Genomic DNA, 25,755 nt, shown 5'->3' with positions numbered 1-25,755 from the left:
TTAAAAATCAAGTGTAAAGATAATGAAGATTATTAAATATCTTACAGTATTGTTATTAGTAATAAGCTGCACTCATAAAAGCAGTAAAGATGATTTGAATAAGAGGTGGAAAGTAGAGGTTAGCGAGATACAAGAACCTGTTGAAATTCATGATATAGCAAAAGATTTTTACAATTTAGATATTTCAATACCGGATTTTAGAAAAAAATATCCTTTTTATTTGAGTCAAAATACCCCGGATTCCCGATTTGAAAAAGATCGAAGGGATAGTACAGAACTCAATATTTATTCTGAAATAAAGAAAAAAGTTTCTAACGATAGAATTAAAGCTGAATTAGAGAACCTATTTAAGCATATCAAGTATTATTATCCGGAATTTAAATCTCCCGCAGTATATTTATATTCATCATTTACCTCAGATTATTTGAATCCGATTACATATATTCCACAAAATAATTATTTACTTATTGCTACAGATTGCTTTTTAGGTTTTGATAATAAATACTATAATATGATGAATATAGATAAATATATCCAGAGAACAATGAGCATGGAATATTTTTCATCAAAAACGGCAAAAGAAATAATTAAAGGAATGGCAATAGTCCCGCGAGAGACGAACAGCCAATCTTTTGTTTCACAAATGATTTATCAAGGCAAAATATTAGTTTTGGAAGATGCCTTTTTGCCTGAAGTAAAAGATTGTTATAAAATAGGATATACCCAAGACCAGATAAATTGGGCGAAAACTAACGAATATGAAATATGGAATTTCTTTATTGAAAGTAATTATGTGTTTAGTGATGATATTTCTTTATCTGATCGATTTTTATCGTTAGCGCCTTTTTCTAAATTTTATACGGAGGTAGACTCTCAAAGTCCGGGGAGAATAGGTTGTTGGACCGGATGGCAAATTTGTAGAAAGTACTTACTTGAAAATTCTCAAATAAGCCTACAAGACTTTATTAAAAATCCTAACCACGAGCAAATATTTGCCAAGTCCAAATATAAGCCCCATCCTGAGGTAGATACACACTAATATTTAAAGATACAAAACAACGTAATATTTTAATAGGAGCTAATGAAAGAAACTGAAATAAATTTTAATGTACAATTAGATGAAAACCATATACCTGAAAAAATTGTATGGGCAGCCCCGGACGGAGGAGTAATTGGAGCAGAAAGTAAAGCTATTTTATTATCCGTTTGGGATGATAAAGTTAAAGAAGCTTTAAGGATTGATTTATGGACCAAAGAAATGCCTGTTGATGATATGAAGCGGTTTTTTCATCAAGTATTGCATTCTTTAGGAGATTCTTATCAGAGAGCCACAGATGAGGAAGAAATAGCAGAAGAAATAAGAAAATTTGCAGAATATTTTGCAGATAGAAGTGGTATAAAAATGTAATATAATTTTTTAAACTGAATAAGATTTTATTTATCTTATGGGTTTTTACCAAATTCATTTAAATTATACCTTTTTAAGGTCAACTATTAACACGAAATAACAAAAAATGATACTATATAATAGAAATAGAAGATTAAGATCAACTCAAGCCGTAAGAGATTTAGTAAGAGAAACGATTTTAACTACCGATGATTTTATCATGCCGATATTTATTGCAGAAGGAGAAAATATAAAAGAAGAAATTTCTTCTATGCCGGGAATATATCGACAATCATTGGATTTAACAATTAAAGAGGTTAAAGAATTATGGTCTTTAGGAGTTAAAGCAGTGAATATTTATGTAAAAATCAATGAAAATTTAAAAGATAATACAGGCAAAGAAGCATGGAATAAAAACGGCTTAATGCAAAAATCAATCAAAGCTATTAAAGATGCTGTACCCGAAATGGTAATTATGCCGGACGTCGCTCTTGATCCTTATTCAATTTACGGACATGACGGAATTGTTGAAAATGGTAAAATTGTAAATGATGCAACCGTGGATGCATTGGTAAAAATGAGCCTAAGCCACGCAGAAGCAGGAGCTGATTTTATTGCGCCAAGCGATATGATGGATGGAAGAGTTGCAGCAATTAGAGAAGCATTAGAAGAAAATGGATTTGATGAAGTAGGTATTATGAGTTATGCAGCGAAATATGCCAGTTCGTATTACGGTCCTTTTAGAGATGCTTTGGACAGTGCTCCCGGTTTTGGAGATAAAAAAACCTACCAAATGGATTACGGTAACAGTAAAGAAGCTATCAATGAAGCATTGAAAGATATTGAAGAAGGCGCAGATATTGTTATGGTAAAGCCGGGCCTTCCTTATTTAGATATAGTCTCTAAATTAAATGAAATAGTAGATGTGCCTATTTCGGTATTTCAGGTTAGTGGTGAATATGCCATGATTAAAGCGGCTGCAAAAAATGGTTGGTTAGATAATGATAAAATTATTATTGAAAGCTTAACATGTATAAAAAGAGCAGGTGCCGGTCTTATTTCTACCTATTTTGCTAAAGAAGCAGCTAAACTATTGAATCGATAAATTGTAAGTAATAAATATTTTTATAAGAAGCCTCTTTTATTTCGATAAGAGAGGTTTTTTTATTTAAATTACTAAAATAAGTAGCTCTAAAATTGTTTGAAAATAGTATCACTAAAAACAAAAAAGCATACTTAATTATAAGTATGCTTTTTTTAATATTTATTGTCTAAATTATTTTTGTTGTTGATTTAACAAGATACCTCTATAATCGGTAATATCTGACTCTTGAACTAATGATCTTAAAAGTAAAGAAGGCATTTGTTGAGCATATTGACTCATTAAAGAGGTTTTAAGCTGTTTTTTGTCTCCAACTTGTCCTTTAGTAATCGATTTAGTTACAATTACATAAACTCCGCTTTTTCCTTCAATAGCTTTCGAGGTAACTCCTTGTTTTAACCCAAATGCAGCACCACCCACCTTAGGCTCAAATTCTCCGTTCACTGATGGATTGTCAAAACTTATTGAAGCATTGCTTTTTATAGTTTTAAATTCAGTTGCTAAGTTGTCAAGTGATTTGTTTCCTGAATTTACTTTTTCAGCAATTATCTTACCCAGCTTTTCATTCCTTACCTCAATTTCAATTTCATCTCTAACTAAAGAAGGATCTACCAACCCTTTACTAAATAAAGATGAAACTCTGGCTACAATATAACTTTGGTCACCGGTAGTGAATACTTCAGTATCACCAAGTTTTCTTTTAGAATCAAACGCCCAAGCAATAATATCAGAATCTTTATCTGTGTGTAATCCGTTCAACATAGAACCAAAACGTACTATGCCTCGTTGTTGTTGAGGTTTATAGTTAGATTTTTTAGCGAAATCAATAAATTCTCTAGATGACTTTCCTTGAATGGATTGTATGAAATTGGTTGAATGTTTACGGGCAGTTTCGATAGTTTCCTCAGAAGGTTTAATTTCTTTCGCAAGATCTGCTAATTTATAAACAATTTCATCCGGTTTCCTTTGAGATATCATTAATACCAAATATCCCTGTGGAGTTTCAATAACTTCTGCTTTATTTGTAGGAGAAGTTTCTAAAAAACGTTGTAATTTTTTATAAGGAGCAGGAAAATCTTGAGCTGTTGTTAACTTCATTTCACCATTATTGGAGGAAGCCGTCGGATCGTCTGAATATTGAGAAGCTAATTTTGCAAAATCACTAGGATTAGCATTTAATTTTGCCGCTAATTCATCCGCTTGTTTTTTTGCCTGATCCTTGTTTCTGGCAGTTTTAGGCTGTATTTGCTGAGCTCCGGTGTAACTTATTAATATATTTTTAGCAGTTACCGAATCCGTATTTTTTTTAGCTATTAATTTAGATAATACATAGTAACCATTATCTTTATAAGCATTAGAAATTTGTCCGATAGAAGCATTTTTTACCCAATTTTGTATGTTTTGAGGTAATTGCTTTTCGCTTCTGTATTGAGAGATAAAAGGTTTATCTGCAATTTGTGCGGTATTTAACTCGCTGATATATAGTGAATCATTTTTAACAGAACCAAATGCTTGAATGGTATCCCCTTCAATAATGGATTGAGACAATAAGGCATTTAACGAATGTAATGTGTTATTTTCATCGGAAGGAGTAGGTTTTGCAGAGAAATATACAAAATCTAGCGTTCTGTTTTCATCAATTTTAAATAAAGATTTATGTTTTTCAATATAAGCTTTTAAATCTTCATCTGTGACCTTAACAGGGTTTGATTTCTGATATGTATTATAATCGATTTTAACGTATTCAATATCTGCAATATTGGATTGATTTTGTGCTAAAAGTTCAATTTCCTTGTTATTGGTTAACATTCCGGAACCATAAGTCCCTAAATATTGTTTACCCATTGCTTGATAACCAAAATTCTTTTTTAAAGTCATCATAGTTTGGAAATATTCTCTGTATTGCGGAGAAGCATTTTGGCTTTCTTCCATTTTTTGGAATTCATCCTGAATCAATTTGGTATTAATATTTCCGCTTTTATCTTTGAATTGAGGATTGTTAAATAAAGGAGATGATTTGGCCATATTCCAAATCATTTTATCAGTTAAAATTAATCCGGAGGCATTAAATTTTTGCTCAATTAATTTTTGTTCAATTAACGAATTCCAAACTTGTCCCTCAAGTAAATTTTCAGGATATTGCCCTTGGTACTGAGAAGAAAGAAGACTAAGTTGACTATAATATTCCTGGCGAGAGATCGCTTCTTTGTTTACTTTTCCCAAAACATTCGGATCTTTCTTGCCAATTCTGCTCCAATCAATTCCACCTAATAAAAATAATAATAATGCTACAGCAACAAAACCTATTAATAACCCGTTTCTTTTTCTTATTTGTCCAAGAATAGCCATTTATTCGTAATTTAATTTATTTTAATTTACGAAATTACGGTTTCGACATGAAATATGAAAATAATATTTACCTTAATAGTCATTTTTAAAAATAAAAAAAACCTCGCAAGAAAAATCTTGCAAGGCTTTTAAAAATTAAATTTAAAAGTATAGACTATTTATCTATTGACCCGAGGACACGTTTCATAAATGAATTTAAAGCATTTTTTTCATCCATACCCTCTTTTATCAGCTTATTAACTTCAATAGCTCCGTACATATTAGAAAGCACTTCTCCTAAAACATCTAATTCTTCATCTTTCAAACCCGGAGCTTCCGTTAAGTTCTCTAAGGTTTCAATTGTTTCATTGATATAATCTTCATCATTATTTTCAATGAATTGAGTTAAATGTTTAATTATGGGTAACTTCATTTACTAATTCTTGTAAAGGTTCTATTTTATTTGTTTGTATTTGATTAACCAGCTTTCCGTCTTTAAAAGAAGCAAAAGTCGGCAAGTTGGTCACATTTGCTAATTTTCTGGATTCAGGAAATTTTTCCGCATCGATAATTAAAAAAGGAATGGTGCTGTTTTCTTCGCCAATTTTTTTAAATTTCGGCTTCATAATTTTACAGTTTCCACACCATGAAGCAGCATACTGAACGAGAACAATCGGAGATTCTTTGATAATTTCACTTAAATTATCTTCTTGTAATTCTTGTACCATTTTTTTGTATTTTAAATTATAATTAATGAGAAGATAAATAATCCGATACTCCTTTACGATTGGCATTCATCGCATCTTTTCCTTCTTCCCAGTTAGCCGGACATACTTCACCAAATTTTTGAACATGAGTATAGGCATCTATAAGGCGTAAATATTCTTGAACATTTCTTCCTAATGGCATGTCATTAATACTTTCATGGAAAACTTTTCCCTCTTCATCGATTAAAAAGGTTGCTCTGTATGCAACATTGGATCCTTTCAATATCACAGTTTCATAATCTTCATCATATTCGGAAGATTCAATATCTAAAATTCCTAAAATATTAGAAAGATTACGTGTTGTATCTGCTAAGATTGGATAAGTAACCCCTTCTATACCGCCATTGTCTTTAGGTGTATTTAACCAGGCAAAATGTACTTCGTTAGTATCACATGAAGCCCCTATAACTATAGTATTTCTTTTTTCAAATTCAGGTAGTGCTTGTTGAAAAGCATGAAGTTCGGTAGGACAAACGAAAGTAAAATCTTTAGGATACCAAAATAATAAAACCTTTTTATTTTTTTTAGTTGCCTCCTCAAAAATATTGATCTTTAAATCATCCCCCATGTGATCCATGGCATCTATTGAAATGTTTGGAAATTTTTTACCTACTATTGACATAATTTTATTGTTTTGTTTATCAAAATATTATTTCATTTTTTACATTTCAAAATTAGTCAATAAAACAAAGTCCCTACGTTGTGTAAGCATAATTCTTTTTTATTGAAGAATAAAAAAAAACTATATACATAAAAAAATTTCGCGATAACTTCCCGGATTTTTTATTAAGATAGTAAAAAAAAATAATTTATCCTATTAAATGATATAAACACAAAAGGATGAATTAATTAAAAGATATTGAAATCTGATAGTAATCGGTTATAAAAGACATGATTCTGCTAATTCTAATAAAGATTAAAGGCATTAAAAAATAAAAAATGAAGTGCAGAAGGGTTTTTTAATTATATATGATTAGACTTTATCAACAGCTGTTATTAGGGAATGTTTAAATATTTATGAGTTTGTAAAGAAACTTGCCATTTAGGGTTTTTCATCACATAATCAATGATTTTTGGAGTAACTTTATTCCTATTACTCCACTCAGGTTGTAAATATAAAATGGCATTATCATTTACTTTAGAAGCCTGTTCTTCCGCAAAAATAAAGTCATGATTATTATAAACAATTACTTTTAATTCATTTGCTTTTGCGTACACACTTTCGAGAGGAAGGGCTGTTTTTTTAGGAGACAGACAGATCCAATCAATATGTCCCGATAGAGGATAAGCTCCCGAAGTTTCGATATGTATTCGGCAACCCAAATTTTTTAGTCTGGACGTTAAGGGCTCTAAATTCCACATTAAAGGTTCTCCTCCGGTTAAAACAATGGTTTTCGATTGGGAAGCAGCCGTTTCGGCAATTTTATCTACAGAACTAACCGGATGAATAGAAGGATTCCAACTTTCTTTTACATCACACCAATGACATCCTACATCACAACCGCCTATTCTTATAAAGTATGCAGCCGTACCGGTATATCTACCTTCCCCTTGAATGGTGTAAAAATGCTCCATAATAGGTAATGATAGACCGGATTCTAAATCCATAGTTATACTATCTTCCATTTACTTATAATTTTTTAGCAAAAACAACTTGCAAAATTACAAAAAAGTAATTATTTATAAAGATTGCTGCCATCAATATAATTGAATACTTCCGGAGGAAGCATGGGACGAACATTTTTATGTTCTTTAATCATGGAGCGTATTAAGGTAGAAGAAATTTCAATGATGGGAGCGGAAATTTTATGAATATGTGGATGGTCCATAGTTTGTTCCTTCTGAATACTGTTAATTCGAGGATAAACAAATAATGAATGATATTTTAAAATTTGATCATAATTTTTCCATTTATGAAATGAATTCAAATTATCTTCTCCCATTAGTAAAACAAAATCATAGGATGGATATTTTTCTTTTAGTACAACCAACGTATCAATGGTATAGGAAGGTTTGGGTAAAGCAAATTCAACTGAAGAAGATCTAAAATGAGGGTATTTTTCAATGGCGAGGTTTACCATTTCCAATCTGTGATGATCTTTTAACAGAGTAGATTTATTTTTGAAAGGGTTTTGCGGAGTTACAACAAACCAGATTTGAGTAAGGCCTGAATTTTCAATGATATAATTAGCAATGATTAAATGTCCTATATGAATAGGATTAAATGATCCGAAAAATAAACCAACTTTCATTCAACAAAGTTACAAATCCTCATAAAATTTAACATCTTTAATTTGAAGTTGATAAAAAGTTTTGCCTTGCCAATAATTTTCATATAAAGTGAAAACCATATCAAAAGGATATTTTTCAAATTTAGGCAAAAGATGCCCCATTTTAAAGGCGATAGCTTCAAATGAATTTTTAATGGAATCTTGGAAAACAATAATTTTTAAATGGGAACGATCTTTACCCATAAGCGTATAATCGCCTCCAAAATGTACATTTTTGGCTAAAAATACAGGACGCAAATTAGCCGGACCAAATGGAGCAAAATAACTGATAAGTTTGAAAAAACGTTTATTTATTACGGATAGAGATATTTCTTCGTCTATTTCAATAGTAGGCGTTCTTTGACTTTCCTTAATCGTTTCTTTAACAACAGATTCAAATTTTTCTTTAAAGGGTAAAAAATTCTCTTTTTTTATCGAGAGCCCTGCAGCATACATATGACCTCCAAATTGTTCCAAATACTCAGAGGTTTTTTCCAAAGTTTTATAAATATCAAAACCGGTAACACTTCGAGCAGAAGCAACCAGGTCTTTATTTTTTCCTTCTGTAAAGACTAAAGTAGGCCTGTAATATTCTTCAATTAATCGGGAAGCTACAATTCCAATGACCCCTTTGTGCCATTTGCGATTAAAAACAATAGTGGAATAAGTACTGGTTTGACCTGTTTTTATAATTTCTTGAATGGCTTCGGAAGTGATATTGGCATCAAGCTCTCGACGTTCGTTATTAAGCTCATTAATTTGAGTATAGATCTTTCGAGCTTCAATGTCATTAGTTGTAATAAGTAGCTTTACAGCATTGCTTGCATGGCTGATTCTTCCTGCAGCATTTATTTTAGGAGCTATTCCAAATACAATATTATTAATTGAAAAAGCTTCACGAGTTTCTTTGGGTAAAAAAACCTTTAAACCTACTCTGGGTTTTTCCAACAATTGTTTCAAACCAAATGCAGCTAAAATTCGATTTTCACCGGTTATCGGTACAATATCGGCAGCGATACTGATAGCTACTAAGTCTAAGTAGGGAAATATATCTTCCTGTGGAATTTGTTTTTGAGAGGATAAAGCTTGAATAAGCTTAAAGCCAACTCCACATCCGCTTAAAAATTTATAGGGATACTTGCAATCTGATCTTTGCGGATCTAAAATAGCAACCGCTTCCGGAAGAACTTCATCCGGCAAATGATGATCGCATACGATAAAATCAATGTTTTTATCTTTTGCATAAGAAATCTTATCTTTTTCTTTAATTCCGCAATCTAATGCAATTATTAAAGAAAAACCATTAGCAGCGGCAAAATCGATGCCCTGATAGGAGATGCCATATCCTTCTTCATATCTATCCGGTATATAATAATCGATATGCTTATAAAAAGAATTAAGAAAAAGATACATCATTGCCACAGAAGTAGTACCATCCACATCGTAATCTCCATAAATAAGTATTTTTTCATTAGTATTTATGGCCTTTTCGATTCTTTCTACAGCAATGTTCATGTCCTTTAGAAGAAAAGGGTCATGAAGTTGATCAAGCGAAGGTTTAAAAAAAGTTTTAGTTTCATCAAATGTAGAAACACCTCGTTTTAAAAGAAGGCTGGTAATTTCCACAGGGAATCCCAGTTCTTCAGCTAGTTTTTGGGCTTTATTTGGATCAGGTTGAGGTAAAATTAACCAACGATTTCGCATAGTTTACAAATGTATATAATTTTAGTAAATATGAGTACTTTGATTTTATCTTTTATAATTATAGAAGATTGGCTAAAAAAAGATTGAATGTTTTTATATATTTGATTAAAAATAAAATATAATGGAAAAATTAAGAATTTTATTCTTTTATGTATGGCTGTTTAGCTTATACTCTTGTAATCCGGGACCCGGAAAATTTAATGACAATTTAATGGAAAATTTAAATAGAGCAGACAGGGAATATACCACCTTTTATGCTATGGTTGAACAGCACCCTGATACCGGTGACTTTGTTTCCGTCACTAAAAAAGGAAAAGTTGCTTCTGAAGAATTGGAAAAATTGATTAACAAAATTAACGGCTATGAAGTACCCAAAGATGGGGAAGATTTAAAAAACTTATGTGAAGAGTATATCCATAATATGATTACATCGATAAAAGGATTTACTTCAAAAGAAAAATTAACAAAAGATCAATTTGAAAAAGCATTAGAAGACATGGATGTAAATGAAGTTAAATTAAATGAAATTGACGGTAAAATTGTAGAAGCCCAAAAATCATTTGCCAACAAAAGAGGGTTTGAGTTAAAGGATTCATCATCAAATAAAAGATAAATATGGATAAATTTTATTATTGTTACCAAAGTGTTAAATAGTTAAGGAATTTAATTTCTCTTAGTTTTTTACAAACACTTAAATTTATTAATTTATTACCTTTGCTTAAATCAAAAGAAAGATGATTAACAAAGAAAAATTTTTACTCAAATCTTATGAACTGGGAATAATAAAATTTGGTGAATTCACTTTAAAAAGTGGGATTCTTTCTCCTTTTTACGTTGATTTACGACCATTAGCCTCCAGTCCGGAATTACTAAGCGAATTGTCACAACTTTTATTGGCTATGCTAAAAGATTGTAGGCACGAACTTATTTGCGGTGTTCCCTATGCGGCTTTACCTATGGCTACGGCGATGTCTTTAGAATCTAAAGTGCCATTAATTATAAAAAGAAAAGAGAGTAAAAATTACGGGACGAAAAAAATGTTGGAAGGGATCTTTAAAGAAGGACAACGTTGCGTACTCGTGGAAGATGTAATAACAAGTGGGAAAAGTTTGCTTGAAACGATAGAAGAGGTAGAAAAAGAAGGACTAAAAGTAAAAGATATTGTTGTAGTATTAGATAGGCAACAAGGGGGTAAAGAATTATTGGAAAGCAAAGGATATCATGTTCACACTTTATTCAGTATTGAAAATGTAATTGATATTCTGTACAATCATGAATTTTTAAATCAATCACAGGTTGTTAAAATCAAAGACTTTCTTAAAGAAAAACCAACGGTACAATTAAGTGCTCCTCGATTAACCTATGAGGAAAAATTAGAATTACAGAATCATTCTGTTTCTAAGAAGCTGATCGAAATTGCATTATCAAAAAAAACCAATTTGATAGCTTCCTTAGATACCCATAAATCTGCAGAAATTTTAAAATTAGCGCATCAAATAGGAGATTCCATTGTAGCTGTTAAATTGCATTCAGATATAATTTCAGACTTTACTGAAAATTTTATACACGAATTGAAAGAGATTGCAGCAGCTAAAAACTTTTTATTATTCGAGGACAGAAAATTTGGAGATATTGGTAATACACAACATATGCAGTTTACCGGAGGAATTTATAAAATCTCAGAATGGGCAGATTTAATAACTTCTCATGTTATAGCCGGAGAAGAAAGCTTACAAGTATTTGGTGAAAAAACCGGAGTAGTAACTATTGCAGAAATGTCGTCAAAAGGAACTTTAACAGATGAAAACTATAAGTCAAAAGCGATCGAAATTTCAAGTAAAGTTTCCAATGTAATAGGATGTGTTGCCCAATCCAAATTACCTTCTGCTTTATTGTTATTCACTCCGGGGGTAAATTTAACAGAATCAGGAGACTCCAAAGGTCAGCAATTCAATACTCCTGAAAAAGTATTCTCCGACTATCATACAGATTTTATTATTGTCGGCAGAGGCATTTATGGAGCTAAGAATCCGGAAGAAGCTGCCAAGAAATATAAAGAAGAAGGCTGGAAAGCATATTTAAAGAATTGTTAAGATTACATTATTTAAAAATTTTGACGGAAAGAATTATAATAGGAATCGATCCCGGAACGAATGTTATGGGATTTGGGATTATTAGTGTAGTGGGTAATAAAATGAAGCTGTTGTGCATTGATGAGCTAATTCTTAAAAAGGTTGAATCTCATGCATTAAAGCTTAAAAAAATATTTGATAAAACCTTGTCGCTGATTGATACCTATCATCCGGATGAATTGGCAATTGAAGAACCCTTTTACGCTAAAAATGTGCAGTCTATGTTAAAATTAGGCAGAGCGCAAGGTGTGGCTATGGCTGCCGGCTTACTAAGAGAAATTCCTATTACAGAATATTTTCCTAAAAAAGTTAAAATGTCAATAACAGGAAACGGTAATGCATCCAAAGAACAAGTTGCAGGAATGTTAAAAACTTTATTGAATTTAAAAGATTTTCCTACTCAATATTTGGATGCTTCCGATGGACTGGCTCTGGCAGTATGCCACTTTTTAAACAGTAGAACTCCCTCATCGGCAAATACTTCAAAATCATATTCGGGGTGGGATTCCTTTGTAAAAAATAATCCAAAAAGAGTGGGCAGTTGATAGGGCCGTGAAATGAAAAAATCGATTGAAAGGTTTTTAATCAATACTCAATTGTGGGTTTCTTTCATGATTTCTTTATTATGTCTATTTTTTGGAAGTTTAAACCACTCCGTAAATTACAACAGAATTGCAATAATTTTTTTTTCTGCCTTAGCTGCTTATAATTTTATTTGCTTTCAAAATACTTGGTCGCGAAATATCTTAAAAAAACTTTCTTTTCATATTTCAATCATCAGTTTAATACTTGTGGCTTTTATAGTATGTAAGGAAAAAGATTTACTACAATTTTTTCATATTGCATTTATTGGAAGTATTGTAATCATGTATAATTCGGACTTTATAAAGATTCCATTTAGAAACATTCCTTTATTAAAAATTTTTATTATATCATTTGCATGGGCCTATGCGATTCTATATATAGGAAATACGGGTAATCGTAATACTCTCTCAGAATTTTTAATTCTGTATACTTTTATCATAGGTATAACTCTGCCTTTTGATATTTGCGACATGAAAAAAGATGTTATTTGTACAATACCCAACTATTTAGGAATACGAAAAAGCAAAGGTATTGCTTGTATATGTTTATTTCTATCTGCACTAGTTTTTGCTTTGACTTTTTATAAGCAAGGCGATTTAATCTATGTGACAGCATGGGAAGTGGTGTGTATAATCAGTATGGGTATGGTAGTATTTATGGGAAAAACACATCAATTTTTTTACACCCGTTTTTGGATGGAAGCTTGTTCTGCCTTACCCATAATTATTATATGGTTGCAAAAAATAAGAGTCGTTTTATAAAATAAAACGACTCTTGCACTCATTAAAAGTTGTTATGAGTTTTAACGGAATCTGTCTACAGATTTTATGAGCTTTTCATCCTTATTGATGTACTTATTTGCCATGGCAAGCAGAATAATCAGCAGGACCGGGACGAGTAGCTCAACACCTTTCTCAGGAAGTATAGTACTTCCTCCAGATGAATTTAGCAAATCATAAACCATAAAACCGATCAACAATACGTTTATAATTATATTTATATAATTAATTTTTCTTTGAACATTTCTGCTTTTAAAGCAGAATAGGGAAATAAAAGCTAACAATCCGATGAGGAACAAAAGGAACATATCTGTTAAATCATTAGGAATGAAATCGGTTATATAACCGACAGCAAATCCCAGTATACCGGCTAATGATAGATAAATACTTTGAATTCTTTGGATCAAAATTTCGCTTTTTTGAACAGCAAATGTATAAAAAATTAGCGTTTTAATAAAATATTTTGTAATATTGCTGAATAATCTACTAAAGATTAGTGCATTATTTTTCATAAAGTTACCACTTTATTCTTTTATAAAATAATCAAAATCAATATTTTACGTAATTTTCGAGTAATTTTAAAATCATACTAAACATAACTTATGTTTGAGGAACAAAAGCTTAAAGCAATGAAAGTGGCTGATTTGCAGTCTATTGCTAATGAATTAAAAATTAAAAGTTCAGGATTAAAAAAATCAGAATTAATTGAATTAATTTTAGCTCATCAAAACAAACAAACACACCACAATGAGTCGGAAAAACCCACCGATGAAGAGCCTATAATAACGGAAAAAAGACAAAGAAAAAGAATACCTGCTAAACAACAGCAGAGAGATATTTTATTTTCTAAAGAGGAAGTGGTTGAAAATAAAAGTTCCCAAGATGATGATTCACTAATAGATGATGACGTTCAAAAAGAAGGTTCGGAAAATGATGAAGATTTTAAAATTGATATTCCGGTTTACAGAAAGCCGCAAGTTATATTAAGAAAAAGTGCAGACAGCACTCATTTTCAAAAAACTACAGTTTCTAAGGATGATAAAAAGCTTTTTGATGAAGAGCCTAAAACCAATTATCAAAGCCCGAAGAAAAACAATACTAAGGAATATGCTAATAGACCACATACCAATGGTAATAAATATCGTTCCTCCGATTATGAATTTGAGGGTATTATAAAAACAGAAGGAGTTTTAGAGATCACTCAGGACGGATATGGTTTTTTACGTTCTTCTGACTTTAATTACCTTTCATCTCCCGATGATGTATATGTATCTCCTTCCCAAATTAAGCTTTTCGGACTTAAGACCGGAGATACTGTTACCGGAGAAGTTCGTCCACCGAAAGAAGGTGAAAAATTTTTCCCTTTAGTTAAGATTATCGAAATAAACGGAAGAGATCCTTTATTTGTTAGAGATCGAGTATCATTCGAGCATTTAACTCCCTTATTTCCTGAAGAAAAATTTAAATTAGCAGGTAAAGGAGCTACTTTGTCAACTCGTGTGGTAGATTTATTCTCACCTATTGGAAAAGGACAAAGAGGGATGATCGTTGCTCAGCCTAAAACAGGTAAAACAATTTTACTGAAAGATATTGCCAATGTAATTTCCATAAATCATCCGGAAGTTTACATGATTGTATTATTGATTGACGAGCGTCCGGAAGAGGTAACCGACATGCAAAGAAGCGTCAAAGGAGAAGTAATTGCTTCAACTTTTGATGAATCAGCTGAAAAACATGTAAAAGTTGCTAATATTGTTCTGTCTAAAGCACAAAGAATGGTGGAATGTGGACACGATGTAGTAATATTGTTAGATTCCATTACCCGTTTGGCTCGTGCTTATAATACGGTTTCTCCGGCATCCGGTAAAGTACTTTCCGGAGGGGTAGATGCCAATGCACTTCATAAACCTAAACGTTTCTTTGGAGCAGCAAGAAATATTGAAGGAGGAGGTTCTCTTACCATTATTGCAACGGCATTAATAGATACCGGATCTAAAATGGATGAGGTAATTTTTGAGGAATTTAAAGGTACCGGTAATATGGAGCTTCAACTGGATCGAAAAATTGCCAATAAACGTATTTATCCGGCTATTGATTTGGTTTCGTCTTCAACACGTCGTGACGATTTATTATTAGACCCGGTTTCTCAACAAAGAATGTGGATATTAAGGAATCATTTGGCAGATATGAATCCATTGGAAGCTATGGAGTTCTTAAAAATGAGATTAGACCGATCTCTTTCCAATGAAGAATTCTTATTAACGATGAATCAATAAAATAGATAATAAAAATATATAGTATAGATAAAAAGGCTGTTAAATTAACAGCCTTTTTTATTGATAAAAATCTAAAACTAGGATATTTATATTTGAAATTTGAAAAAGTTTTTTTAAATGAAATGTGTGATACAAATATAAGCTAAAATTAATTATTTCATGAATTTGGAACGACTTCTCATTTGAGGGTTGATCATATTGCTTCTCGAAACATTTACTCTTTTCATTTGTTCTTTCATCATTTTAATTTGATCTCCCAACATGTTGGAAGTATCTAATTTTTTAGCTTCAGTTAAAAAACGTTCTGCCTCATTTTTATTACCTCTCATCATAGCTCCTGCCGCCAAATTTAGTGTAGCCAATGCGCGATCGTGTTTAAAACTTAAACCGTAATCCAAAGCTGTTTTCATATACGATTCGGCCTTAGCAGCATTGCCTTGAGCCTCAGTAATCCCCATAAGATAGTTATAATATCCGTATTGTTTTCTTACTAATTGACTTTTCACATTAGTAATTTTATCCAACCAGGAACGAGCACCTACAAGATCTTGTTTTCTCAGTTTCCAAAAAGCCAATAAAATATATTCATTTCTGAAAAATAATAAAATAGGCACGGCAGAAAGAATAACCAATAGAATTCCTAATCCTATTTGACGATTAAACATCAAATAAATGCCCAATCCGATTATGAGGGCTGCAATAACAAGTTTTATATATTTATTCATGGTAAAGTCTTCAAATTTCGACAAAGGTAACAATAAGTGTTGAAAAAATAAGGATTAATAAGAATGTGAAAAGTACTTTTAGTGAAAATAGCACAAAAAAAATAAGTTAACCTATAAACCAGTTATTTAATCTTATTTATTTGTATATCCGAAATTTTTTAAATCCCGATCATTGGATCTCCAATCTTTTTTTACTTTGACATAAAGGTTGAGGAAAATCTTTTTATTAAAAAATTTTTCTAAGTCTAGCCGAGCTTCTGTCCCTACCTTTTGAATTTTTTGTCCTTTATGACCGATAAGAATGCCTTTTTGTGTATTTCTTTCTACATAAATAGTCGATTCAATACGGATAATATGATCTTCTTCTTTAAAGCTTTCGGTAACGACTTCTACAGAATAAGGAATCTCTTTTTGATAATTGAGCAATATTTTTTCTCGAACGGTCTCGTTCACAAAAAAACGTTCCGATAAGGTGGTAAATTGTTCTTTATCATAATAAGGAGGCATTTCCGGCAATAAACTTTTAATTTTTGGAAGAATTAATTCGGTATTGAGAGAATGTAAGGCAGATATAGGAAGAATTTCTGCATTTGGTAATTGGTTATGCCAAAATGCAACGCTTTCTGATATAGTTGAAGCATCTTTAGCTTTATCAACTTTATTTAGTAATACAATAACAGGTATTTTTACCGAATTTAATTTTTTAACTAAAAATTCAGAAGGATTTTTTTCTTCGCCAAATTCTGTGATAAATAAAATCAAATCAGCATCTTCAAAAGACTCTTTTACAAAATCATTCATTTTTTCCTGCAACTCATAAGCAGGATTTTGTATGATTCCGGGGGTATCGGAAAATATAATTTGTGTATTTTCATCGTTCCAAATTCCATATACTCGATGACGAGTAGTTTGTACTTTTGGAGTTACAATGGATAGCTTTTCTCCTATTAATTGATTTATCAAAGTGGATTTTCCTACATTGGGTTTTCCTACAATGCTGACAAATCCTGAGTGGTGTGACATGAAATTAATTTTTTGATAAAATTATAAAGTTATTTAGTATTGGAACGATATTTTTTATTCAAGGCTTGTAAAATAGCCCAAGTTTCAGCATCTACATTGCCATCAGCTTTTTCAGGTCTGAAATGCCATTGAAATGCACGGATAGTTAGAAATGTATTTTTGTCCCATTCTCCGGTTAAATCTATTTTATAACCGTATTTTTTAAGTGCTTTCTGAAATTCCAACGGAGAACTGTAAGGGTAGGTATCCGGAATATATTGAGTCAAATAATACTCTTTGTCATACTCCTCATACCAAGCTCCAATTCCATACTGAGTATATAACTCTTTCCAAGGAAACATAGGCCCGGGATCTTGTTTTCTTAACGGGGCTATATCGCTGTGCCCCACAACATTCACAGGGTCAATCTCGTAACGATTAATAATGTTTTTGGATAAAGTCGCAACTTTCTTAATCTGATATTTTGGAAAATAAGTAAATATTAATGAATCTTTTATTTTAGTGTATCCTTTATTTACTATTTCAATACCTATGGAGGTATCATTTAAATTCTCTGTTCCATTCCATGAGCTCACTCCCGCATGCCAGGCTCTTTTGTCCTCACTAACTAAGATATCAATGGTATCGTTCGGCTGGTCTGTGATTAAATAATGAGCGCTTACTTGCCCTTTTTTAGCCAATATCTTAACAGAGGTTGGATAATCTGAAACTGTATAGTGCAAAACCAAAAATTTAATTCTTTCATTAAATGCAACGGAAGGGAAATTTTTTTGAGAAATAACATATTCCGGAAGGTTGGCTTCGGTTATGATGTGATATTTAGGATTAGCATGGGTTATATATACAGTATCTCTAATAACCTTGCTATCAACGATAATCTTTTTTTGTGATCCACAGCTTACTAAGAAGAAGAGTGTACAACACAAAATGTTGAATTTTATTATTTGTATCATTTATTTTATTATATAATAACAAAGTTAAAAAACAGTAAAATAATTATAAGTCAAAAATTTTAAAAAAATACTTGCATAAGTAAAATCTTACACTTACTTTTGCACTCCAAATTAGTTGGAATTCGGACTAAATTTGGAGAGTTGCCGGAGTGGTTAACGGAGCAGTTTGCTAAACTGTCGACAGGAAACTGTCGCGTGGGTTCGAATCCCACACTCTCCGCATTAACACACAAGGTATATTCGGGGTGTAGCGCAGGTGGTAGCGCATCTGGTTTGGGACCAGAGGGTCGCAGGTTCGAGTCCTGTCACCCCGACATTATTAAAATCCGAAAGGAGGTCGCGTAGCTCAGCTGGATAGAGCATCTGCCTTCTAAGCAGACGGTCAAAGGTTCGAATCCTTTCGCGATCACAATATAGTTATAAAGATTTTCAATTTTTTGAAAGTCTTTTTTATTTTCTACAAAGTACTTAATGAAACTCTCTTTTTTTAGTTTGTTTTTTGTTTTTTGCTTTTCAATTATTATTATATAGTCAGAAAATAGAAGAAATAATTGTTTTAATTTCCTCCAAAATCCAATTCCTTTGTTTATTTAATTAATAGGCATGCTTTTTATCTTAAAAAGAGATATATTTTTTAAGAAAAAAATAATCATGAAAATAAATGATTAACTTATACTGGATAACTTTTTAGATTAGTGAAATCTAAAATTATAAGTTTTTCCAACGTAAATCTAAAAGGAGATTAAATGAGTTTGTGCACAAGATAAAAAATGAATCAAAATATGTATATTTGAACTGGCTCATTTATATTAATAAAATATGTCTAATAAAAATCATTTTTCAGAAACCTTTGATGATGGAACTAAGGCAAAATTAGAAATCTTTCGCAATTATTTTAATGAATGGCTACCTGTATTCATTTCGTCAGAAAAAAATAATTATTGGAAAAATATTTTTATATATGATTTTTTTTCGGGTGAAGGAATGGATTGTGATAATAACTATGGGAGCCCTTTAATAATTTTAGATGTATTGAATCGATCTGATAATGTACTTAAAACATCTGTCAAAATAAATGTTATTCTAAATGATATGAATAAGAAAAGATATAACATTTTAGAGAAAAATGTTAGTAACTTTAAATATGATAAAGAAAAAATAAAGGTTAGAATATTTAATAAATCGTTTAAGGATTTATTTTTAGAATTATATCCAAAAATGATTAAAAATAAAGAATTGCCTAGATTAATGTTTTTAGACCAGTTTGGGATTAAGGAAATTACTGAAGATATATTTAAAAAATTAGTAAGCTTTAAAAGAACTGATTTTATATTTTTTATTTCATCATCATTTATTAATAGGTTTAGTGGTCAAAATGAATTTCAAAATTACATTAAAATTACAAAGAAGGAATTTGAAAAATCTAAACCTTTCCATTGTCATAAGGTAGTTTTTGAATATTATAAATCTTTAATTGACACAGATTATATGTTAGCTCCTTTTTCAATAAAAAAAGGAAAAAATATTTATGGATTAATTTTTGGTTCTAACCATTCATATGGCATTGAAAAATTTTTAAAGGTCGCATGGAAGATTAATCCTAATACTGGAGATGCTAATTTTAATATAGACGAAGAAAAAATAATAGATGGACAATTTTCAATGTTTGAGGAAGATAATACAATAAAAAAATTAGGATTATTAGAAAAAGAAATAAAAAAAGAAATTTTTGTTAATAAAGAAAAATCATTACATAGAATATATTTAAAAACTTTAGAATTTGGCTGTCTGCCTAAACATTGTAATGAAATATTAAGAAAACTAGTAAAAGAAAATAAAATTGAACCGGTTAAGACTGTTAGTGATGGCATACATAAATTAGTAAAAAAACCGATAGAAATCAAAACAAAATAAAGTGAAACGGTCAAAAATAGAATGGACAGATGCCACTTGGAATCCTTCAACGGGATGTAATAAAATAACAGCAGGTTGTAAATTCTGCTACGCTGAGGCAATGGCAAAAAGGTTACAAGCTATGGGAACACCAGGTTATGAAGATGGTTTTAAATTTACATTAATGCCTGAAAGGCTGGAAGTACCCAAAAATATAAAAAAGCCCACTAAATTTTTTGTAAATTCTATGAGTGATTTATTTCATGAAAAAATGACCATAGAATTTTTGGATAAAGTTTTTAAAGTAATTGACGAAACGCCTCAACATCAATATCAGATTCTAACTAAAAGAGAAAAGAGATTAGAGGAATATTTTAAGGATAAAAAAGTCCCTGATAATGTTTGGCTTGGAGTTACAGTTGAATACGCTAAGACTAAACATAGAATAGATGTTCTAAGAAAAATTGATGCAAAAATTAGATTTTTATCAATAGAACCATTGATTGGGGCGATGGGAGATTTAGATTTGACTGGAATTCATTGGGTTATTGTTGGAGGAGAAAGTGGGGTAAAAGCTAGACCCATGAAGCCTATATGGGCTATAGATATTCAGAATCAATGTGATAATCAAAATGTTGCTTTCTTTTTTAAACAATGGGGTACTTGGGGGGAAGATGGAATAAGAAGAAGTAAAAAAGCTAATGGTAGAATTTTACTAGGAAAAGAGTGGAATGAAGAGCCTGAATATGAAATTAAAGATTTTGATATACTAAAAAATAAATTAATATAATATTTATCAGAATTTCTGATATTAAAGATTAAAACTTTTAAGGTAAAATAATTTTTTTAATGAAATAAGAGTAATTTATGGTTAATTACTGGAAATCAGAATGTATTCCCCATAAGTATTAGACTTACGAAATATATTATCTCTATTATTAAAGATCTGTTCAAACATGCAATGTAATTTACAACAAATTTAGTTTTTAAAATTTAAAAATTCATCTATACTTTATCGTATTTTTTATAAATGTATTTGAGAGTAACAAATTACTTAAATTTAAGCTAAATTAAATAGTATATGTTGTCTAAAAATATTTAAGAATAACTTGAATAAAAAAAATCATTTCTTAGATAATCTTAATTAAAAGATTAATGTAAATTTACCTTCTTAATAAATAATACTGTGAGTTAATTTTTTTACATTAAATTATTAATATGAATAAAAATTTATATAAATCTCTTTTAAACTTTTTAGGAGCTTTAACAATTGTTTGTACTATAGCAAGTTGTGAATGTGACAGAGATAAAAAAGAAGAGCTAATAAAACAACAGGCAGAAAAAGAAAAATTAGAAAAAGAACAATCGGTTGAAGTAGATAAAATTGGTACAGTCATTCAAGGTACTTTAGATCCTGCAACAGGAAATTTTATATATGAAACCGGGGATATATTTACCATAAAACTTCCGAACGGAGAAGAAATTTTCGAAGTAGGAAACAATTCAACCGAGGCCAAATTGTTTAATTTTCTAAAAGATTCAACTCTAAATGTAAGTGAGGATAAAACCAAAGGCTGGATTACATTAGATCGAGTATATTTTGATACAGGTAAAACCACTTTAACTACAGAATCAGGAAAACAAATAAAAAATTTAGCTCAAATTTTAAAAGCGTTTCCTAAAGCTAAAGTTAAAATTGGAGGTTATACAGATACTACCGGATCAGAAGAAACTAATAAAAAAGTTTCAGAAGATAGAGCAAAAATCGTTCAAGAAGAATTAATCAAATCAGGGGTACAAACAGAAAGAATATTATCTGAAGGATATGGATCACAGCATCCGGTTTGTGAAGCTAATGATACACCTGAATGTAAGGCACAAAACAGAAGAGTAGATATACGCGTACTTGAAAAATAGAATTCAATTACTCACAGTATTGTTTATTTATATCCCCAAGTCACTTCGTACAAATTTAATTTCGTCGTAAGAAACGTCATCTCCCAATGACTCCTTAATAAGTTTTAATTCTTTAGTATTTAACTCAGCTAATTTTTTTTCAATCAAAACATACTTTTCCTCAGAGATGAAATCATATACAGATACTTTATTTTTAGAAATCAATTTAGCTACATGATTGCTAATGGTAGAAACTGTCAAATTTCTAACTTTGGCTACCTCTGTAAGATTTTTTCCTTCTTGCAAAAGCTGTAAAGTTAAATCAACTGTGTCTTCTTTTTTATTGGCTTTTGAAAAAGTTTCGGAATCAGAAGTAAAAACATATTCTTTATATGTAATTCGTTGATCAATAAGATTCGTGGAAAGTATATATTTTGTTTTAATTTTGATATCATTTTCAAATTCACAAATGAATTTTATATATTGAGAAATTCTTGATTTATTTTTATAATCAAGATAATGAGTTTGCAAAGGTTTCCAAACTCTAAGAAAAAGCTCATCAGCAAAATATTCCACAGCATCTTTAGCCCTAATTTCAATAGTTCGCCATATTTCCTCTTTATTGATAATTGTTGATGAATTAAAACGAGAAAGAATATTTCGTTGAAATTTTTGATTGATTAACAAAAGAGAATGTAAGCATTCATCAATAGAAGTAATTAAATCCAAAACCTGTTGTTTTTCAGGAATAGATTTTTCAATAGTCATTTTGCGCCAATCCTGAATCCTATGAGTTAAAGAAAGAACCGATAAAGATTTAAAAAGAGTTTCAAGTCCAAAATTATATTTCTCTTCATTAAGAGTATTTTCTAACTCATGCACATTCCACATTTGATTTTGAAATTCATTTATCTTAGAATCTTGAATAATATTATGATTTCTTATAACAGATTTTAAAATAATTCCATCTAAAGTTCGGCACCTGCTTAAGGCAACATAAACCTGGCCGGAAGCAAAAGATTTTCCTGCATCAACAATAACTTTATCAAAAGTTAGCCCTTGACTTTTATGGATGGTTACAGCCCAAGCAAGTCGAATGGGAAATTGAGAAAACGATCCCAAAACTTCTTCCGTAATCTTGCCCGTTTCAGGATCAACACTATATTTTATATTTTTCCAAACTTCATGTTCCAATAAAAAGGATTCTTTTTGATTTTCAAATCGAACATAAATTTCAAAATCCTCAATTTTTTCAATAATGCCGATTTTTCCGTTAAAATACCTTCTGTTGCCGGAGCTGTCATTTCGAATGAACATGATTTGAGTGCCCTCTTTTAATACCAATTCCATATCAGTGGGATATGAGGTTTCAGGAAATACACCATCTACAATAGCCTCAAAAAACTTAATAGGTTTATTGAGTTTTCTTAATTCATTCTCATTAATGGAAGTAGCAATAGAATTATGAGTTGTCAAAGTTATATAACCGGATTCCTTCGGAATAAAATCAGGATCATATCTTTCATGAAGTAATTCAAAATCAATAGAATCAAAATCCTGGTATCGAATAGCATTCAATAAATTTATAAAAACAGGATCATCTTGCCTGTATACTTTTTTGAATTCAATACATACCGGAGGATTATTTTGCAAAACTAAAGCATCAAAGAAAAAAAGGCTTTTATAATAATTCTTTAAAAGATTCCATTGTTCCTCTTTTATTACAGGAGGCAATTGATACATGTCTCCAATCATAAGTATTTGTACACCTCCAAAAGGAGCTGCATTTTTTCTTGTGTATTGCAAAGACCAGTTAATAGCATCAAGAATATCCGCACGCAACATGGAAACTTCATCGATAATTAATAATTCAACCTCCGAAAATAATTTTCTCTTATCTTTATTATACCTAAAATGTTGATGAAGTTCTAATTTAGTGATAGCAATATTCCGATCAATCCATCCGTCATTAACAGGAATAAAACTTGTAAGAGGAAACCCGAATAAAGAATGTATAGTAACCCCTCCCGCATTAATAGCTGCTACTCCCGTGGGAGCAACGATAATAGTGTTTTTTCTAGTAGAATTTTTCAATTCCTTTAAAAAAGTGGTTTTACCCGTACCCGCCTTTCCGGTTATAAAAATGTTTTTGTTAGTATAGTTGGCTAAATCAAAAGCTAATTTCTGTTCAATATTGACTGCAGTGGATGGGTTTTCCATTTACTTTTAGGTTTTAATACAAATATATACTAAAAGTTTAAAAAAATAAATATAAAAAAGTAAACAAAATAGAGGATTTTAATTCTAAAATTAAAAAATAATTTAAAAAGAGTAAAATGTATAAAAAAATATTCAAAAAAATATAATTTGATTACTTATACTATATATAAAAGATTGTTCATCTAAGAATGTTACTAAACTATACTATTAAAAAAACAAAATGTCATGAACAATAAATGTAAATAATTACGATATATAATTATAAATTTTACTTTTGTTAAAGACTTAATCAAGTAATAAGATGAAAAGTAAAATTATTGAAGGGTTTTCTAAACTAAATAAAGAACAAAAAATTAACTGGCTAAACCAACAATACGGAGGAGGTTCAGGAGATTTAAAAAATATATTAGAACAGTATTGGAATCACAACGATGATTTGCAAAAACTACATGACGAATTTACAGAAAACACTATAAGCAATTTTTACCTTCCCTATGGGATAGCTCCCAATTTTTTAATAAATGATGAAATATATGCCTTGCCCATGGCTATAGAAGAAAGCTCAGTAGTAGCGGCTGCCTCCAAATCGGCTAAATTTTGGTTAGATAAAGGAGGTTTTAAAACGAAACTTTTAGGAAACACTAAATTAGGACATATACACTTCATATATAAAGGAGAAGGGAGTAAATTATTACAATGGTTTAACACCTATTTAAAAGAAGAACTCATTAAACAATCGAAGGATCTCACTAAGAATATGCAGATGAGAGGAGGAGGAATTGTGAATATAGAGTTAATAGATAAATCCAAAGAGCTTGAAAACTACTATCAGATAAAAGGTTCTTTTAATACACAAGATAGTATGGGAGCAAACTTTATAAATTCATGCCTTGAACAATTTTCAAAAACATTTAAAACTGAATTTCAAAAATCCAATATATTTAATGAAGAAGAAAAGAACAGCCTGCAGATTATTATGTCTATACTTTCCAATTATACCCCCGATTGTATGGCGAGAGCGGAAGTAAGCTGTAAAATAAAAGACTTAAAGGACGACAGCGGAATGCCTCCGGAGGAATTTGCCTGGAAGTTTAAACAAGCAGTTGAAATAGCAGAAGTAGAACCTTATAGAGCAGCTACTCACAATAAAGGAATTATGAATGGAGTTGATTCAGTAGTAATAGCCACAGGAAATGATTTTAGAGCAGTTGAGGCATGTGCACATACCTTTGCCTCACATAAAGGAAAATACACCAGTTTAACTCATTGTGAAATTAAAAACGATCAATTTCGTTTTTGGCTTGATCTGCCTATATCCTTAGGAATAGTTGGAGGCTTAACGAAGCTTCATCCATTAGTGATAGCATCCTTACAAATATTAAATAATCCCTCAGCAGAAAAACTTATGCAAATTGTAGCAGTTGCTGGACTGGCTCAAAATTTTGCTGCAATACGATCATTAATTACAACAGGAATTCAAAAAGGACATATGAAAATGCATCTTACCAATATAATAAATCAATTAGGAGCAACGGAAAAAGAAAAGAAGGAAATACTCAATATATTTAAAGAAAAAACAATATCACATCATTTAGTAGCTGCAGAACTGGAAAGACTCCGTACAGAACAATAATGTTAAATAAAAGATACATTAAAAAGTATTAATAGTAAAGCGTACTATCTACCTATATATATAAAAAAAGTACTTGAATAAA

Annotated in this window: 24 protein-coding genes and 3 tRNA genes; 15 read left to right on the top strand and 12 right to left on the bottom strand. The window is 30.6% G+C overall.

The window, feature by feature from the left end; translation table 11 throughout:
• Positions 1–22 precede the first annotated feature (22 nt).
• The 3 genes from GFU93_RS05325 to hemB all read left to right on the top strand — a co-directional run bounded on the left by GFU93_RS05325 (position 23) and on the right by hemB (position 2,492).
• Positions 23–1,039, top strand: a complete 1,017-nt coding sequence (locus tag GFU93_RS05325) for a gliding motility protein GldB (protein ID WP_160567826.1) — start codon at positions 23–25, stop codon at positions 1,037–1,039.
• 42 nt (positions 1,040–1,081) lie between these two features.
• The gene (gldC, locus tag GFU93_RS05320; protein ID WP_160542863.1) at positions 1,082–1,408 is read left to right on the top strand and encodes a gliding motility protein GldC; all 327 of its coding nucleotides are present in this window, start codon (positions 1,082–1,084) and stop codon (positions 1,406–1,408) included.
• Between the two features lie 106 nt (positions 1,409–1,514).
• Entirely contained in the window at positions 1,515–2,492 is a 978-nt protein-coding gene (gene hemB, locus GFU93_RS05315; RefSeq protein WP_160542862.1) for a porphobilinogen synthase, read from the top strand.
• Between the two features lie 171 nt (positions 2,493–2,663).
• On the opposite strand, the gene GFU93_RS05310 is transcribed toward hemB, so the two are convergent.
• The 7 genes from GFU93_RS05310 to recJ all read right to left on the bottom strand — a co-directional run bounded on the left by GFU93_RS05310 (position 2,664) and on the right by recJ (position 9,558).
• Positions 2,664–4,838, bottom strand: coding sequence for a SurA N-terminal domain-containing protein (locus GFU93_RS05310; RefSeq protein ID WP_160567824.1), 2,175 nt, complete (start codon positions 4,836–4,838; stop codon positions 2,664–2,666).
• 154 nt (positions 4,839–4,992) lie between these two features.
• A complete protein-coding gene (locus GFU93_RS05305; RefSeq protein ID WP_160567822.1) occupies positions 4,993–5,250 on the bottom strand; it encodes a hypothetical protein in 258 nt (85 codons plus the stop codon).
• The gene (locus GFU93_RS05300) at positions 5,231–5,545 is read right to left on the bottom strand and encodes a co-chaperone YbbN (RefSeq protein WP_160567820.1); all 315 of its coding nucleotides are present in this window, start codon (positions 5,543–5,545) and stop codon (positions 5,231–5,233) included. The genes GFU93_RS05305 and GFU93_RS05300 overlap by 20 nt, the downstream gene beginning before the upstream one ends.
• A gap of 22 nt (positions 5,546–5,567) precedes the next feature.
• Entirely contained in the window at positions 5,568–6,206 is a 639-nt protein-coding gene (locus GFU93_RS05295) for a peroxiredoxin (RefSeq protein WP_160542859.1), read from the bottom strand.
• Between the two features lie 374 nt (positions 6,207–6,580).
• A complete protein-coding gene (locus tag GFU93_RS05290; RefSeq protein WP_160542858.1) occupies positions 6,581–7,210 on the bottom strand; it encodes a 7-carboxy-7-deazaguanine synthase QueE in 630 nt (209 codons plus the stop codon).
• Between the two features lie 50 nt (positions 7,211–7,260).
• Positions 7,261–7,836 carry a nicotinate (nicotinamide) nucleotide adenylyltransferase gene (gene nadD / locus GFU93_RS05285; protein WP_160567818.1) on the bottom strand — a complete coding sequence of 192 codons (576 nt, stop codon included), beginning with the start codon at positions 7,834–7,836 and terminating at the stop codon, positions 7,261–7,263.
• 9 nt (positions 7,837–7,845) lie between these two features.
• Entirely contained in the window at positions 7,846–9,558 is a 1,713-nt protein-coding gene (gene recJ, locus GFU93_RS05280) for a single-stranded-DNA-specific exonuclease RecJ (RefSeq protein ID WP_160567816.1), read from the bottom strand.
• Positions 9,559–9,679: 121 nt separating this feature from the next.
• On the opposite strand from recJ, the gene GFU93_RS05275 reads away from it, so the two are divergent.
• The 4 genes from GFU93_RS05275 (at position 9,680) to GFU93_RS05260 (ending at position 13,036) form a co-directional block, all read left to right on the top strand.
• Positions 9,680–10,171, top strand: coding sequence for a hypothetical protein (locus tag GFU93_RS05275; protein ID WP_160542855.1), 492 nt, complete (start codon positions 9,680–9,682; stop codon positions 10,169–10,171).
• A gap of 121 nt (positions 10,172–10,292) precedes the next feature.
• A complete protein-coding gene (gene pyrF, locus GFU93_RS05270; protein ID WP_160567814.1) occupies positions 10,293–11,651 on the top strand; it encodes an orotidine-5'-phosphate decarboxylase in 1,359 nt (452 codons plus the stop codon).
• A 17-nt stretch (positions 11,652–11,668) separates the two neighbouring features.
• Positions 11,669–12,235 (top strand): crossover junction endodeoxyribonuclease RuvC, encoded by a 567-nt coding sequence (ruvC, locus tag GFU93_RS05265; RefSeq protein WP_160542990.1) that lies wholly within the window; start codon positions 11,669–11,671, stop codon positions 12,233–12,235.
• Positions 12,236–12,247: 12 nt separating this feature from the next.
• Positions 12,248–13,036: a hypothetical protein gene (locus tag GFU93_RS05260; protein WP_160567812.1), complete on the top strand. Its 789-nt coding sequence runs from the start codon at positions 12,248–12,250 to the stop codon at positions 13,034–13,036.
• 41 nt (positions 13,037–13,077) lie between these two features.
• Here the strand turns inward: GFU93_RS05260 and GFU93_RS05255 are convergent, their stop codons facing one another.
• A complete protein-coding gene (locus tag GFU93_RS05255) occupies positions 13,078–13,566 on the bottom strand; it encodes a DUF4293 family protein (RefSeq protein WP_160567810.1) in 489 nt (162 codons plus the stop codon).
• A 90-nt stretch (positions 13,567–13,656) separates the two neighbouring features.
• On the opposite strand from GFU93_RS05255, the gene rho reads away from it, so the two are divergent.
• Complete coding sequence (gene rho / locus GFU93_RS05250; RefSeq protein ID WP_160567808.1) at positions 13,657–15,330, top strand: transcription termination factor Rho; 1,674 nt, start codon at positions 13,657–13,659, stop codon at positions 15,328–15,330.
• A 152-nt stretch (positions 15,331–15,482) separates the two neighbouring features.
• Here the strand turns inward: rho and GFU93_RS05245 are convergent, their stop codons facing one another.
• From GFU93_RS05245 to GFU93_RS05235, 3 genes are all read right to left on the bottom strand, one after another.
• On the bottom strand, positions 15,483–16,055 hold the full coding sequence (locus GFU93_RS05245; RefSeq protein WP_160542850.1) for a DUF2892 domain-containing protein: 573 nt from the start codon (positions 16,053–16,055) through the stop codon (positions 15,483–15,485).
• Positions 16,056–16,187: 132 nt separating this feature from the next.
• Positions 16,188–17,078, bottom strand: a complete 891-nt coding sequence (gene era / locus GFU93_RS05240) for a GTPase Era (protein ID WP_105296571.1) — start codon at positions 17,076–17,078, stop codon at positions 16,188–16,190.
• Between the two features lie 29 nt (positions 17,079–17,107).
• On the bottom strand, positions 17,108–18,031 hold the full coding sequence (locus tag GFU93_RS05235; RefSeq protein WP_160567807.1) for an N-acetylmuramoyl-L-alanine amidase: 924 nt from the start codon (positions 18,029–18,031) through the stop codon (positions 17,108–17,110).
• 135 nt (positions 18,032–18,166) lie between these two features.
• Between GFU93_RS05235 and GFU93_RS05230 the strand changes: the two genes are divergently transcribed.
• The 6 genes from GFU93_RS05230 (at position 18,167) to GFU93_RS05205 (ending at position 21,841) form a co-directional block, all read left to right on the top strand.
• A tRNA-Ser gene (locus tag GFU93_RS05230) sits at positions 18,167–18,251 on the top strand.
• A gap of 21 nt (positions 18,252–18,272) precedes the next feature.
• Positions 18,273–18,345, top strand: a tRNA-Pro gene (locus GFU93_RS05225).
• 21 nt (positions 18,346–18,366) lie between these two features.
• Positions 18,367–18,440 (top strand) — tRNA-Arg (locus GFU93_RS05220).
• Between the two features lie 410 nt (positions 18,441–18,850).
• Complete coding sequence (gene tcmP, locus GFU93_RS05215) at positions 18,851–19,945, top strand: three-Cys-motif partner protein TcmP (protein ID WP_160567805.1); 1,095 nt, start codon at positions 18,851–18,853, stop codon at positions 19,943–19,945.
• 1 nt (position 19,946) lies between these two features.
• Positions 19,947–20,714, top strand: coding sequence for a phage Gp37/Gp68 family protein (locus GFU93_RS05210; RefSeq protein WP_160567804.1), 768 nt, complete (start codon positions 19,947–19,949; stop codon positions 20,712–20,714).
• A 428-nt stretch (positions 20,715–21,142) separates the two neighbouring features.
• Positions 21,143–21,841: an OmpA family protein gene (locus GFU93_RS05205; protein ID WP_160567802.1), complete on the top strand. Its 699-nt coding sequence runs from the start codon at positions 21,143–21,145 to the stop codon at positions 21,839–21,841.
• A 27-nt stretch (positions 21,842–21,868) separates the two neighbouring features.
• On the opposite strand, the gene GFU93_RS05200 is transcribed toward GFU93_RS05205, so the two are convergent.
• Positions 21,869–24,040 (bottom strand): helix-turn-helix domain-containing protein, encoded by a 2,172-nt coding sequence (locus tag GFU93_RS05200; protein ID WP_160567800.1) that lies wholly within the window; start codon positions 24,038–24,040, stop codon positions 21,869–21,871.
• A 301-nt stretch (positions 24,041–24,341) separates the two neighbouring features.
• Here GFU93_RS05200 and GFU93_RS05195 point away from each other — a divergent pair, with 301 nt between their 5' ends.
• Entirely contained in the window at positions 24,342–25,673 is a 1,332-nt protein-coding gene (locus GFU93_RS05195; RefSeq protein ID WP_160567798.1) for a hydroxymethylglutaryl-CoA reductase, degradative, read from the top strand.
• Positions 25,674–25,755 lie beyond the last annotated feature (82 nt).

It is taken from the genome of Apibacter sp. B3546, assembly GCF_009827885.1.
Classification (GTDB): Bacteria; Bacteroidota; Bacteroidia; order Flavobacteriales; family Weeksellaceae; genus Apibacter.
The sequence above is the reverse complement of the archived record's forward strand: the minus strand, read 5'-3'. Positions and strand labels throughout refer to the sequence as shown.

Coding starts and splice junctions, on each gene's coding strand:
- GFU93_RS05260 (WP_160567812.1), top strand. CDS start 12,248: ATGAAAAAATCGATTGAAAGGTTTTTAATCAATACTCAATTGTGGGTT.
- GFU93_RS05275 (WP_160542855.1), top strand. CDS start 9,680: ATGGAAAAATTAAGAATTTTATTCTTTTATGTATGGCTGTTTAGCTTA.
- GFU93_RS05200 (WP_160567800.1), bottom strand. CDS start 24,040: ATGGAAAACCCATCCACTGCAGTCAATATTGAACAGAAATTAGCTTTT.
- gldC (WP_160542863.1), top strand. CDS start 1,082: ATGAAAGAAACTGAAATAAATTTTAATGTACAATTAGATGAAAACCAT.
- pyrF (WP_160567814.1), top strand. CDS start 10,293: ATGATTAACAAAGAAAAATTTTTACTCAAATCTTATGAACTGGGAATA.
- GFU93_RS05255 (WP_160567810.1), bottom strand. CDS start 13,566: ATGAAAAATAATGCACTAATCTTTAGTAGATTATTCAGCAATATTACA.
- GFU93_RS05310 (WP_160567824.1), bottom strand. CDS start 4,838: ATGGCTATTCTTGGACAAATAAGAAAAAGAAACGGGTTATTAATAGGT.
- GFU93_RS05205 (WP_160567802.1), top strand. CDS start 21,143: ATGAATAAAAATTTATATAAATCTCTTTTAAACTTTTTAGGAGCTTTA.
- era (WP_105296571.1), bottom strand. CDS start 17,078: ATGTCACACCACTCAGGATTTGTCAGCATTGTAGGAAAACCCAATGTA.
- GFU93_RS05295 (WP_160542859.1), bottom strand. CDS start 6,206: ATGTCAATAGTAGGTAAAAAATTTCCAAACATTTCAATAGATGCCATG.
- GFU93_RS05245 (WP_160542850.1), bottom strand. CDS start 16,055: ATGAATAAATATATAAAACTTGTTATTGCAGCCCTCATAATCGGATTG.
- recJ (WP_160567816.1), bottom strand. CDS start 9,558: ATGCGAAATCGTTGGTTAATTTTACCTCAACCTGATCCAAATAAAGCC.
- GFU93_RS05195 (WP_160567798.1), top strand. CDS start 24,342: ATGAAAAGTAAAATTATTGAAGGGTTTTCTAAACTAAATAAAGAACAA.
- GFU93_RS05290 (WP_160542858.1), bottom strand. CDS start 7,210: ATGGAAGATAGTATAACTATGGATTTAGAATCCGGTCTATCATTACCT.
- GFU93_RS05325 (WP_160567826.1), top strand. CDS start 23: ATGAAGATTATTAAATATCTTACAGTATTGTTATTAGTAATAAGCTGC.
- rho (WP_160567808.1), top strand. CDS start 13,657: ATGTTTGAGGAACAAAAGCTTAAAGCAATGAAAGTGGCTGATTTGCAG.
- tcmP (WP_160567805.1), top strand. CDS start 18,851: ATGTCTAATAAAAATCATTTTTCAGAAACCTTTGATGATGGAACTAAG.
- nadD (WP_160567818.1), bottom strand. CDS start 7,836: ATGAAAGTTGGTTTATTTTTCGGATCATTTAATCCTATTCATATAGGA.
- GFU93_RS05235 (WP_160567807.1), bottom strand. CDS start 18,031: ATGATACAAATAATAAAATTCAACATTTTGTGTTGTACACTCTTCTTC.
- GFU93_RS05300 (WP_160567820.1), bottom strand. CDS start 5,545: ATGGTACAAGAATTACAAGAAGATAATTTAAGTGAAATTATCAAAGAA.
- hemB (WP_160542862.1), top strand. CDS start 1,515: ATGATACTATATAATAGAAATAGAAGATTAAGATCAACTCAAGCCGTA.
- GFU93_RS05305 (WP_160567822.1), bottom strand. CDS start 5,250: ATGAAGTTACCCATAATTAAACATTTAACTCAATTCATTGAAAATAAT.